Raw genomic sequence first — 12,430 nt, 5'->3', positions numbered from 1 at the left:
GGTCATGCTTCGAGGCCTTTACACTCGCGTCATGGCGAATCGCAAGATCGGCTGGTCTCCCAGCGAACGTCGGAAGTGGATCGGAGTCCTCGCGGGCTACGTGCTCTTAGCTCTGGTGGCGCTCAGCTTCCTACCTGACTGGCTGGTGGACCAGACTCTGGTCGGAAGCTCAGTTGCGGCACCAGTCGCAACATCAATTCCCAGCCCAGCTCCTGTGCCGAGCGAAACTCCGCAGTTTGTTTCCGTCTCGCCCGTCGACAGACTCACCGCTGTGGCATCCGCCCGGCAAAGTGTCCTCCTCGCTGCGGGCGGTGGGTTGGCGGTGCTCACACTCGTGCTTACCATCAGCCGAGACGCCATCACCCGCGACAGAGCCGACCGCGAGAGCGACGAACATGTCACCTCGCTCTACATCGAAGCGTTGAAGCAACTCGGAGATCGCGAAAGCACGAGCGCTCGAATTGGAGGCATCTACGCGCTCGAACGGATCGCTCAGGATTCCAGTCGCGATAAGCCCGCCGTTAGGTTCGTCCTCGCTTCGTTTCTTCGCGAATACGGGACTCGCCCTTTCGGGTCGTCGGGTGACCCGTCCGTAGCCACGGATCACGCGGCAGCTGCTGAGGCACTTGGCCGCCTGGGCGCGACTCCAGAAGCAGCTGGACGGCTAGAGCTTGATGAGGTGAACGTCTACCGGCTTCGTCTCAACGAAGCCGACTTCACGCAGGCCAACATGAGCTTCCTCTTTGCCCGAGAAGTATCGCTTGAAGACTCCGTCCTCTTCAGCACGCGGCTGTACGCAGCTCAACTGCGTAGCGCCCTCCTCTCGCGAGCCGACCTCCGCCATGCGTCACTCGGGAATGCCGACCTCACAGGTGCCTACCTGGTGGGCGCGAGGATGGAAGGCGCAAACCTTGACGGCACCAAGCTCTTCCACACGAATTTGAAAGGAGTCACGGGTCTGACCGCTGAGCAGGTAGACAAGGCCTTCGGGTGGACCGCGAGAACTCGGTGGCCGGACGGCTTCACCCCACCAGAGCCCGAGCGGAAAGCAGACCAGATGGCCCACGGTAACCTCGCTCACGCGGCCCGCCTCGACGAGTAGCCGAGATATGAGATATGCAGCAACGCTTCATCTCGACGTTTCGAGACGCGGCATTCTGCTTGGTGCGGACGGACGCGGCGGGCACTGCGCGCCATCTTTCGTTACAAGCATCGTCCACACAGAGTGGTACTAGATCGCTTAGCCGTCACTTCGGCGACCGGAATTGTCGCCGGGCATCGCTCGTCGGGATTACCGCCGAGGATGTGCAGTGAGACTGCCGGACCCTATCGAGGCAATCGAGTGTTTCACGCTGGACCTCGACGGCGATGTTCACTGGCGGGGGCAGGATCACGATGGCCTCGCCTTCTCGTTATAGGAGCAGGACGTTTTTGCACGTCTGCTTTTCCGACGGCCCAAACACCAATCTCGTCGGCCAGCTGGGCAAGGCCAGGTCATTGTCTCGCCAATCAAGACGGGCTACCGCTTGGTCTTCGAGGCCCTCACCCTGACGAAGCAGGGCAAGCTTGTCGAGACGCGCTGGACCATCCGAACACCCGAGGGCCACGCCACCTGGGCGGCCAACGACACCCGCCTGCAGCTATTGCTGCTGTCGCTCGCTAGCCGAACCAGAACCCTGCCGCCCGGTCTGCGCAATCTGCCTCTGATCCAGGGCTCCGCTCGCGAAATCGACCATCCCTCAACGGAGCGCAAGCAGCCTGAACAGTACGACGATCCCCTGGCAGGACTCAGCTTCTGATGACCAACGACGACGACGCATGCAACCCTCTCCCGCCGCTCGTTCTCCGCGCCAGCCGACCACCGCTCGATAACCTCGCGACCTTGATCGCCACCACCCTCGTTGCCGGTCTCGACGTTCAAATCCTCTGGCCTCGCAAGACACGCCTTCAGCTCCTCGCCGTACCGGCCCCGAGGCAGCGGCCTACCGACTGCCCCTCCACGACGACGGCCGGACCTACGAGTTACTCACTCCCGGCGGAGCATCACGCTGGCAAGCCAACGATGCCCGCCTCCGCGACGCCCTGGTCGACACCGTCCGGCGCGGCGTACCAACGGCGGCTCTCGTCCGAGGGCGGGAGGTCGAGGGCTAGCGGAAGGAGGTCTCTACCGGCTCCAGCAGGAAGAGACATGTCGACTCCTCGTACTCCAGCACTTTGGCGGTCACGGAAAGGTTGTCGCCAACGCCAATGGTGTCGCGGATTGGCCCCACGAACTTGAGGTCGCTCACGGTGTTTTTGTCACGGAATTGGAAGGCAGGGCCAAGCGCTGAGGTCTCGCTGAAGTCACCCGCGTTGATGAGAATGTCGTACCTGGTGTCGTAACTGCCGTGCTTGTTCATGGCACCAATACTGGCGGGGAAGCTGAGAGTCTGACCCTTGTATCTCTCCGCAAAGGCCGCGACCTCTGGCGCGCAGGAGTCCGTGAGCGCGAGCAGCGCAGTGAGGTCGGTGTTCGTCTCCGGTGTCAGTGCGACCGGCGCAGCCTCGGTCGACCGCGCCGGCTCCTCAGCCACCGGAGCCGATGTCTCGGTCGCTATCGCCGTCGCCGTCGCCGTCGAGGTCTCGGCGACCGATGCAGCTTCGTCACCGTCGGACCCGAATGTGATGCCGAGCACGACTGCGGCGACTACAGCCACCGCAACGCCACCCGCGATGGCGAATGCGCGAACGGGCAGCTTTACCTTCGGACGGCGCATCGCGATCTCGGTTCGGAGAGTGCCGGGCACCTGCCCCGTAACTTCCCAGCCGTCGCGCTGCCACTTGGCGATGGTCCGGGCCTCGGTGCCACGAATTGCCTGGACTACCTTGATCTCGTACTGCGGCTGCCCGTCGGCCATCTTCGACTCCGTCTGATCCAGAGCTGGCGGACGCCGTGCTCGACGCGACTGATTATCGTCTGACATCGGATGCTTGCGATTCCCCGGATAACAGCCGACGCAACCGCCCGCAACACCAGCCTGCACTCCGCAGAAACTCCGCAGATTGGCCTCGTCAGCGTGCACCACGATGCAACATCGGCGACCGCGCGAGGCCCGGAATGCTAGGCAGGACTAGGCAACGAGCAACTCCGCACAACGCCGTGCAACGCACCTTTGGTAAATCGTGAGGTCACGGGATCGACGCCCGTCGGAGCCACTGAAACCCCGCCTAGCTTCTACATGGCGGGGTTTCTTTATGTCTGCGCAGGCGCCAGGCGGTAGACGCGCCGCGCCCGCCCCGCGGTGAAGCCGGCCCGCACGTAGCGCTCGAGCAGTGCATCCGTCGCCGCCGCCGCGACCAGCACGGAACCGGCAGGCGCGTGCTCGATGAGGCGCCTCGCGAGCATGACTGCCGTCAGCCGCGTGCCAGGATGCTGCGCGAGGGCCGCGACCATCCACCGATCCCCTTTCGGGGTCTCAGGACCGGACGCCGACAGCGTCGTCCCACCCGGCTGCACCAGCGCGATCACGGCACCCGCGAGCAGCACGGCGTAGACGGAGAAGCCGAGCAGCAGCACGGTCGTGGCGTCGAAGACCAGGATGCAGGCCACCCAGAGCACGAACGCCGCGATCGTCACGAGCGCGACGACAAACCCGTCGAGGATGGGCCTCCGGCGCTCGAACAGCACGGTTCCCGTGCGCGTCCTGTCGAGGTAGAGGCCACCCCGCAGGGTCATCGGCAGGATCGAGAACGCGTAGATCGGCACCGACAGCACCGCCAACGGGACGTTCGGCGTGGACGCGCGGGCCGAGATCCACGCGGCACGCGGCAGATCCCGGAGGGTCGACGGACGGGGGCGCGCTTGAGCGGAATGTGGGGGCATCCCGACCAGGCTAGCGGGGTGCCGTCAACGGCCCGCTGCGGCACATCCGTCAGCCAGATGCAGGTTCTTCGCGAGACGAGGGTGCGTCTCGCTCACTTCTGTGCAGGTGGGGGCGGAAGCAGGGGCAGAAGACAGCGACGCGTCAGGCCGTGACGTTGACCGTGATCTCGTGGTGGCCGGTCGCGCCGTCGGGGACGACGTTGGCGCGCGCATCCGTCTGCACCTCGCCGTCGCTCGACGTGGCGCGGACCTTCACGGAGTGCTCGCCGGCTGGGGCATCCCAGTCGAGCTTCCACTGCAGCCACGTGTCGTCCGAGATGGGGGCCGCGAGCTCCGTCGGCATCCACTCGCCGTCGTCGATCTGCACCTCCACCGCTTCGATGCCGGTGTGCTGCTGCCAGGCGAAGCCGGCGATCGTCGTGGGGCCCGCGTTGAGGCTGCCGCCGCTTGGCACGTCGATGCGGGAGCCGATCTTGATCGGGCCCTCCGCGCTCCAGCCGCGGTCGGTCCAGTACGCGTTGACGCGGTCGAAGCGCGTCACCTCGAGGTCGACGACCCACTTCGTCGCCGAGACGTACCCGTAGAGGCCTGGCACGACCATCCGCACGGGGAATCCGTGTTCGGCTGGCAGAGTCTCGCCGTTCATGCCGACCGCGAGGATCGCGTTGCGGTCGTCGGTGAGGGCGCCGATGGGGGTGCTCGCCGTCCAGCCGTCGACGGACTTCGAGAGCACCATGTCGGCGTCGGCCTGTGGTCCAGCGCGCTTCAGCAGCTCGCGCAGCGGGTAGCCGAGCCAGAGGGCGTTGCCGATGAGGCCGCCGCCGACCTCGTTCGACACGCACATGAGGGTCGTGATGCTCTCTTCGAGCGGCAGGGCGAGGAGCTCGTCCCAGGTGATCGTGACCTCGTTGTCGACGAGGCCGTGGATGCGCAGCGACCAGCCCTCCGGGTTCACGAGCGGCACGCTCAGCGCGGTGTCGATGCGGTAGAAGTCCTCGTTGGGCGTGACGACCGGTGGGAGACCGGGGATCTCGAACTGGGCTCCGGCGGGAACCGCCGCGGCGCGCACGGCCGCCTGCGGCAGCGCGATGGCCTCACGCACCGCCGTGACGGCGCGGGTCCCGGCAGAGAGTGCGGCACCGGATGCCGCGGCGATGGCACCGACGATGACGGAGGCACCGGTGTAGATCAGGAAGCGGCGGCGATCGACTCCGGCGGGCGTCGCGTCCCCGCGAACGTCGAGGTCTTCGTCCCCGTCGGACGCAGCGGCACGGCCCGTCGCTCCGACCGCGGAGCTCCGCGTCGCCGCGACGGCCGCCTCGCGGGACCGCTGACGCGCGCGCTGCTCAGCACCGTCGAGGGTCTTGGCGAGGAACTGCAGCGTCAGCACGGCGACGACCATCGCGAGCAGCGGAGGCACCGTGTCGAGCGGAGAGAAGGGAGTGCGGGTGGCGACAGCGACGGCGCCGATGGCGGCGATGAGTCCGAGGACGACCCGACCCCACGGCGGGCGCCGCGACTCGAGCACCCCGGCGACCGCGGCGAGGAGGACGAGCACCACTGCGACGAGCGCGATGAGCGCGATCTTGTCCGCGGTTCCGAACAGGGCGATCGCGGTGTCCTTCGCCCACGGCGGGGCGAGGTCGATGAGCAGCGCGCCCACCGCGACGATGGGGCTCGCGGTGGTCTGCAGGAACGCAGCCGCGAGCTCTCCGAGGCCGACGCCGAGAGCCGCCGCGCCGATCCCGGCGAGGCCCGCCGGAACGGACTCGCTGAGGCGACGACGGCGCGTTCTCACCTGTTCGGGACTGGTTTCGAGGGACATGGCGGACACGCTACGCGCGCGAAACCCGGCCGGGCTGAGTGTGGGCGGATGGTGTGCATCCCCTGTGAATAGTGACCCGAGGTGGGCCTCAGGGGCCGCCTGCACGAGAGCGGCTCGGGTGCGGCCACCCACCGCGCCTGGCAGACTGGGGGCTTTGCGCCGCGTCACCCGGCGCACGTGCATCCGGCGCCGTTCCGACCCCGGCGCCCGAGAAGGGCCGGTTTGTCAGCGCTCAACGTCCTCGCCAATCTGCTTCGGGGCGCGCTCATCGGCGTGACCGAGATCATCCCCGGCGTGAGCGGTGGAACCATCGCGCTGCTGATCGGCGTCTACGAGACCCTCATCGACTCGGCCGGCCACCTCGTGCGGGGTGTCGTCCGCGCCGTCGCCGACACGCTGCGCCGCCGAGGCCTGAACCGGGCTCGCGAGCACTTCGCGCAGGTGAGGTGGGGCATGGTGCTCCCGATCGGCATCGGGATGCTCGTCGCGATCGTCGTCGCGGCCCGCCTCGTCGCCCCGATCATCGAGGCGCACCCCATCCCCTCGCGGGCGCTCTTCGCGGGACTCATCGCCGTCTCCCTCATCGTCCCCGCACGCATGCTCGGCGCCCGCTGGCAGCTGCGGGACTACGCCATCGCGGTGCCCGCCGCGGTCCTGAGCTTCGTGCTCACGGGGCTCCCCTCGGCCAATGACGCCGACCCATCTGCGCTCGCCATCTTCGTCTCCGCCGCCGTCGCCGTCTGCGCGCTGGTCCTGCCCGGTGTCTCCGGCTCCTTCGTGCTCGTCACGACCGGCATGTACGAGCCGACGCTGCGGGCCCTCAACTCGCTCGACCTCGGGTACGTCGCCATCTTCGCCGTCGGCGCCATCACGGGCCTCGCCCTCTTCGTCCAGGTGCTGCTGTGGCTGCTCTCCAAGCACCGCCGCGTGACGCTGGCCCTCATGACGGGCCTCATGGCGGGCTCGCTCCGCGCCCTCTGGCCCTGGCAGACCGAGGACCGCGAACTACTCTGGGCTTCCGGGGACGTCGTCGGCCCCGTGCTCTGGTTCCTCCTCGGTGCCGCGATCGTCGCCGCCCTCCTCATCGCCGAGGGCTTGCTCGTGCGCCGCGCGCTCCGTCGCGCTCCCGAAGCGCATTCGTAGCTCGCGCCGGGCGTCCGGGCACGATTTCACAGGCCAGCCCGCGCGATGTCGGAGGTGCTCGGTAGCATGAGACGCGCATCCACTCGACAGCAGGGAAGTGCCCGATGAGCCTCGTTCCAACGGACCCGTACGCCTCGCAGCCCGACGACGGCCAATCGCGATCGTCGCAGGCGAACGGCACACCATCCTCGCCCGCCGCAGGCTGGTACCCCGACCCGACAGGACGACAGCGCTACTGGGACGGCGCGCAGTGGGGCCAGTACGCGCCAGCGCAGTCGCAGGCGACCGGGGCTCCCATGCTCTACCAGCAGACCGTCGTGGTCAGCGGAGGCAAGGAGGTCGGCATCACCTACGTGCTCGCGATCTTCCTCGGCGGGCTCGGCATCCACAACTTCTATCTGGGGCGCACCGGCATCGCCATCACGCAGCTCGTCCTGTACCTCGTCGGAATCGCCACCTCGTGGCTCGGCATCGGGCTCCTGCTCATGTTCGGCGTCGCGATCTGGGTCATCGTCGAGCTCTTCCTCATCCCGCAGTTCGTGCGCGAAGCCAACGCTCGCCTCGCCGGGGCAGGCGCGTACGCGGCAAACCAGGGCTACGGCCCGGCCGGCGGCGGATCGTACCCGGGTCAGTACTAGCGCACGTCCGGCGCCGGTCCCGGCTCAGCTGAGCGAGAAAGCCCGGTCGCCCCAGGCGGTACGGAGGTCCGCGTCGAGGTCGTCGACGACCCGATCTGCATGGTCGATGACGAGGGTCGAGCGGGCCGCCCCAAACGCGGGCCACGGCACCGCGCCCGGCAAGCCCCCGTCGGTGGGCCTCCCCTCGCGCGCGAACGACGTCCAGAGAGCGAGCATTCGGTCAGACACCTCCCCGGCTTGCCTTCGCCCTCCGAGTTTGTACGCCAGTCCACGAGGGTCCGTGTCGAGGTTGCCCCAGACGAGCGAAAGCTCGGACGCATGCGTCGCGCCGAGTCGGAGCACTCTCAACAGCGGTGTCGAGAAGTCGAATCTGTAGAGGAACGTGGGGGCGATCCGCGAATGGCCCTCAGCTATCCAGACCGTCGGCATCCGGAAGGCCACATCCCTCACCACGCCGAGGCCCACAAGCCGTTGCCGGACGCCCTCGTAGGCCTCCAGGATGTGCTCGCGATCCGGCATCTCGACGGTGGGGTTCTCGGCGGCGATGGAGGTGATCATGGTCGTCAGCGCTTGCTCACCGACCGGAAGCAGTGGTGAGTTCGAGGCCTTGAAGAACGTCGCCTCATCACGATTCGTTCCGATGATGAGCGGAACAGGCAACCCTCGGCCCTCGCTGAGCACCGTCACTGGATGCTCCGGGACAAGATCTCCGTCGACGACAGGCGCGAACGCAAGCGTCCCTGGAAACTCGGTCGGGATCTCAGCGAACAGCTCGGCCGAGGTCTCGATGATGCTCGAGACCGGGAGCGCACGCAGCGCGGCAGCATCGTCGATGCCCAGCTTGGCGACGAATCGCTCGGCCACGATCTTCGCTCGTGCAAGGCCGTACATGCTCGTCGCCGGTGAACTCTCGACGATCGCCGCGGAGAGCAGGCCCCGCGCTGACGGCGTCGCGAGCAACGTCGAGACGATGCCTGCACCAGCCGACTCCCCGAAGACCGTCACCCGTTCGGGGTCACCTCCGAACGCGCCGATGTTCGTCTGCACCCACTCAAGCGCGCAGAGAACATCCCGCATCGCGAGGTTCGAATCGAACGCCTGCTCTGCTCCCTCGAGCGTCGAGAGCTCGAGGAATCCGAGACCGCCGAGACGGTAGCCCAGCGACACGACGATCAGGTCGCCGCGCTCCGCCAGCGCCGCCCCGTCGTATATCGGCTCCGAGGTTCCCCCGATCACGTACGCGCCGCCGTGTACCCACACCATGACGGCCCGCGGGGCCGCACCAGGTTCACCGGCCGCCGCTGGACGCCACACGTTCACGAACAGGCAGTCCTCATCCGTCATCGCTCGCTCCCCCATGTCGACAGCCTTCATGCGAAGCTGCGGGGCGATCGGCGGAAGGGCTCGCGCGTCCCGCACTCCCGCCCACGACTCCACGGGCACCGGGGCACGCCAGCGGCGATCACCTGTTGGCGCCTGCGCATAGCGGACACCGAGCCAGCGCTCGGTGCGTCCGCCTGAAGACCCGCGAAGCGTTCCGTCTCGCGTTTCGACGAGCGGATCCGAGACGGAGAGGCCTCGGGGGGTCGTGTTCGGTCCAGCGGCTGAGTCCATGAGCTGCTCCGGCGTTCGGGAGGGACGAGTGGAGTGCCAGCTTCCCACCGCGCACGCCAGCTGCGGCGTGCCGCGGAGCCGGCCGACTCGAGTGCGTCACGTCACGGGATGGACGCATCCCGCCAGCCGAGCGGGACTACTCGAACATGCCCTCGATGGGGCCGCGGGCGAAGTAGATGAGGAAGCCGACCGCCACGATCCATAGCAGCGGAGAGACCTTGCGGGCCTTGCCCGTGAGGGTCTGCACGAGCACCCACGAGATGAAGCCGGCGCCGATGCCGTTCGCGATGGAGTAGGTGAGCGGCATGATGACGATCGTCAAGAACACGGGGAGCGCGACGGAGAAGTCGTCCCACTTCAGCTCGCGCACCTGAGACACCATGAGCACACCGACGACGACCAGCGCCGCGGCGGCCACCTCGAGCGGCACGATCTGCGTCAACGGGGTGAAGAACATCGCGAGCAGGAACATGACGCCCGTCACGACGCTCGCGAGGCCAGTGCGGGCCCCCTCGCCGACTCCGGCCGCAGAGTCGACGAAGATCGTGTTCGACGAGCTCGACGTCGCGCCACCCGCGACGGCGCCGATGCCCTCGACGACCAGCGACGACTTGAGGCGAGGGAAGTTGCCCTGCTTGTCCTGCAGGCCCGCTTCGCGCGTGAGACCCGTCAGGGAGCCGACCGCGTCGAAGAAGTTCGTGAACACGAGCGTGAAGACGAGCATCACGCCCGCCAGGACGCCGATGCGCTCGAACGCGCCGAAATCGAACGCGCCGATCAGGCCCAGGTCCGGGACCGAGACGATCTGCGTCGGCAGCACCGGCACGTTGAGCGACCATCCGCCCTCGTTCTCGAACGCCGGGCCGAGCTTCATGATCGCCTCGACCACAACCGCGACGACCGTCGTGCCGACGATTCCGATGAGCAGCGCGCCCTTCACGCGGCGCGCCATGAGCACGCCCATCACGATGAGCCCCACCACGAAGATGAGCGTCGGCACCGTTGTGACCGAGCCGCCGACACCCAGCTGGACGGGCGGCGACGCGTTCCCCGAGGACGTGACGAAGCCCGCATCCACGAGCCCGATGAAGGCCAGGAACAGGCCGATGCCCACCGTGATCGCCGTCTTCAGCTGCGGCGGCACGGCGTGGAAGATCATCTCGCGCAGGCGGGTCGCCGAGAGCACCACGATGACCAGGCCGTTGATGACGACGAGCCCCATCGCCTCAGCCCACGTCACCTGCTGCACGACGTTGACGGCCAGGAAGGAGTTGATGCCGAGCCCCGCTGCGAGACCGAACGGCAGGTTCGCGATGACACCGAAGAGGATCGTCATCACACCCGCCGTGAGCCCCGTGACCGCCGCCACCTGCGAGGCCTGCAGCCAACCGCCCTCCACGTCGAGCGTGGCCTGGTCCTGCGAGAAGCCGCCGAGGATGAGCGGGTTCAGGATGACGATGTACGCCATCGTCATGAACGTGACGAGCCCGCCGCGGATCTCCCGCGGCACGCTCGAGCCCCGATGCGTGATCTCGAAGAACGTGTCGATGCGCTCCTTGAACGTCGAGCCGCTGCCGCGTCTCGTCGGCGCGACCATCGTCGCGCGGGCCGGAGCCGCCGCGTGACCGAGGTCGCCAGCTCCCGCCTGCTCGTGATCGCCTGCGGACTCGTGGCTGTCGCTCATGCGGCTCCCCTGATCGTGCTGCTCGCGTTAACAGGGACAAGCGTAGTCAGCGCGCGAGACCGGCGAGGCGCGCACCGAACGCAGCGACCGACCCCGCCGCGACCCCGGGCGCGCCGACCCTCACCCGATCCCCTAATCTCGTAGAGGTCACGCGCCGCTCCCCCGCGCAGGCCCAACCCCGCCGAACGACCTGGAAGCGAGACCACCGTGGCACTGCCCTGGAAACTGCACGGAGACGGCAAGAACGTCCCCGCGAGCGACATCGTGCTCCCCGAGGAGCGGCTCACCTGGCCGCGCACCATCGGCCTCGGCGCGCAGCACGTCGTCGCGATGTTCGGAGCGACATTCCTGGTGCCGCTGCTCACCGGCTTCCCGCCTTCGACGACGCTGCTGTTCTCCGGCATCGGCACGATGCTGTTCCTCCTCATCACCCGCAACCGGGTGCCCAGCTACCTCGGCTCATCGTTCGCGTTCATCGCGCCGATCCTCGCCGCCGTCGCATCCGACGGGCAGGGCGTCGCCCTCGCCGGCATCATCGTCGTCGGCGCGCTCCTCGCCGTCGTCGGCCTCATCGTGAACCTCGCGGGCACGCGCTGGATCAACCTGCTCATGCCGCCCGTCGTGGCAGGAACGATCGTCGCCCTCATCGGCTTCAACCTCGCACCCGCCGCGAAGAACAACTTCGAGGCCTCCCCGATCGTCGCCTCCATCACGCTGCTGACGGTCATCGTCGTCGCCGTCGCCTTCAAGGGCATGATCGGTCGCCTGTCGATCCTCATCGGCGTGGTCGTCGGCTACATCGTCGCCGCGTTCATGGGCCAGGTCGACCTCGCCGGGCTCGACGAGGCCGCGTGGATCGGGCTCCCCACGTTCACGGCCCCCGTCTTCGCCGCCGAGCACCTCCTCGTCTACCTCATGTTCGTGCCCGTCGTGCTCGCGCTCATCGCCGAGAACGTCGGTCACGTGAAGGGCGTCGGCCAGCTCACGAACCGCAACCTCGACCCCATGGCCGGCCGCGCGCTGCTCGCCGACGGCCTCGCGACCGTGCTCTCCGGCTTCGGCGGCGGCTCGCCCACGACCACGTACGGCGAGAACATCGGCGTCATGTCGGCAACCCGCGTCTACTCGACGGCCGCATACTGGGTCGCGGCGATCGCCGCCATCCTCCTCGCCCTCTCGCCCAAGGTGGGAGTGCTCATCGCGAGCGTCCCCGGCGGCGTGCTCGGCGGCATCACCACCGCCCTGTACGGCCTGATCGGCATCATCGGCGTGCGCATCTGGCTCGAGAACAAGGTCGACTTCTCGTCACCGACCAACCAGTTCACGGCGGGCGTCGGCCTCATCGTCGCGATCGGCGACTTCACCATCAACAGCGGTCAGGTCACGTTCGGCGGCATCGTCCTCGGCACCGTGGCGACGCTCGTCGTCTACCACCTCATGAGCGGCATCGCCCGGCTCCGTGGCTCCGACGCCGACGACGCTGGTGACGACCTCGTCGCCGGCGCCGACGGGGCAGCGGATGCGGAGCGCACAACGCGCTAGCCGCATCCCTCGCTACGCCCACCCCTCAACTCTGCCGAAAGCGGACTTGTGGTCGTCAAACCTCGAGTTTGACGACCACAAGTCCGCTTTCGACGTTCGGGGAGAGGAGGGAGGGAGGGAGG

10 protein-coding genes are annotated in these 12,430 nt (G+C 67.9%); 5 read left to right on the top strand and 5 right to left on the bottom strand.

Annotation, left to right across the window (positions count from 1 at the left end; genetic code table 11):
* Positions 1-31 precede the first annotated feature (31 nt).
* Both C5B99_RS02745 and C5B99_RS02740 read left to right on the top strand, forming a co-directional pair.
* Positions 32-1,102: a pentapeptide repeat-containing protein gene (locus C5B99_RS02745; RefSeq protein WP_181064918.1), complete on the top strand. Its 1,071-nt coding sequence runs from the start codon at positions 32-34 to the stop codon at positions 1,100-1,102.
* Positions 1,103-1,526: 424 nt separating this feature from the next.
* Complete coding sequence (locus tag C5B99_RS02740; protein WP_104240262.1) at positions 1,527-1,799, top strand: hypothetical protein; 273 nt, start codon at positions 1,527-1,529, stop codon at positions 1,797-1,799.
* 348 nt (positions 1,800-2,147) lie between these two features.
* Here C5B99_RS02740 and C5B99_RS02735 read toward each other — a convergent pair whose 3' ends face one another.
* From C5B99_RS02735 to C5B99_RS02725, 3 genes are all read right to left on the bottom strand, one after another.
* Positions 2,148-2,897 carry a DUF4839 domain-containing protein gene (locus tag C5B99_RS02735; RefSeq protein WP_181064917.1) on the bottom strand — a complete coding sequence of 250 codons (750 nt, stop codon included), beginning with the start codon at positions 2,895-2,897 and terminating at the stop codon, positions 2,148-2,150.
* Positions 2,898-3,232: 335 nt separating this feature from the next.
* Positions 3,233-3,862 carry a hypothetical protein gene (locus C5B99_RS02730; RefSeq protein WP_146081917.1) on the bottom strand — a complete coding sequence of 210 codons (630 nt, stop codon included), beginning with the start codon at positions 3,860-3,862 and terminating at the stop codon, positions 3,233-3,235.
* A 142-nt stretch (positions 3,863-4,004) separates the two neighbouring features.
* Complete coding sequence (locus C5B99_RS02725) at positions 4,005-5,687, bottom strand: molybdopterin-dependent oxidoreductase (RefSeq protein ID WP_104240259.1); 1,683 nt, start codon at positions 5,685-5,687, stop codon at positions 4,005-4,007.
* A gap of 222 nt (positions 5,688-5,909) precedes the next feature.
* On the opposite strand from C5B99_RS02725, the gene C5B99_RS02720 reads away from it, so the two are divergent.
* Both C5B99_RS02720 and C5B99_RS02715 read left to right on the top strand, forming a co-directional pair.
* Complete coding sequence (locus C5B99_RS02720) at positions 5,910-6,830, top strand: DUF368 domain-containing protein (RefSeq protein WP_104240258.1); 921 nt, start codon at positions 5,910-5,912, stop codon at positions 6,828-6,830.
* 104 nt (positions 6,831-6,934) lie between these two features.
* A complete protein-coding gene (locus tag C5B99_RS02715; RefSeq protein WP_104240257.1) occupies positions 6,935-7,468 on the top strand; it encodes an NINE protein in 534 nt (177 codons plus the stop codon).
* 24 nt (positions 7,469-7,492) lie between these two features.
* On the opposite strand, the gene C5B99_RS02710 is transcribed toward C5B99_RS02715, so the two are convergent.
* A complete protein-coding gene (locus tag C5B99_RS02710) occupies positions 7,493-9,082 on the bottom strand; it encodes a carboxylesterase/lipase family protein (RefSeq protein ID WP_104240256.1) in 1,590 nt (529 codons plus the stop codon).
* Between the two features lie 136 nt (positions 9,083-9,218).
* The gene (locus C5B99_RS02705; RefSeq protein WP_104240336.1) at positions 9,219-10,679 is read right to left on the bottom strand and encodes an NCS2 family permease; all 1,461 of its coding nucleotides are present in this window, start codon (positions 10,677-10,679) and stop codon (positions 9,219-9,221) included.
* 294 nt (positions 10,680-10,973) lie between these two features.
* On the opposite strand from C5B99_RS02705, the gene C5B99_RS02700 reads away from it, so the two are divergent.
* Positions 10,974-12,308, top strand: a complete 1,335-nt coding sequence (locus C5B99_RS02700) for a uracil-xanthine permease family protein (RefSeq protein ID WP_104240255.1) — start codon at positions 10,974-10,976, stop codon at positions 12,306-12,308.
* Positions 12,309-12,430 lie beyond the last annotated feature (122 nt).

This window comes from Pseudoclavibacter sp. Z016 (genome assembly GCF_002931215.1).
Taxonomy (GTDB): domain Bacteria; phylum Actinomycetota; class Actinomycetes; order Actinomycetales; family Microbacteriaceae; genus Pseudoclavibacter.
Note: the sequence above shows the minus strand (reverse complement) of the source record. Positions and strands in the feature narration are given on the sequence as shown.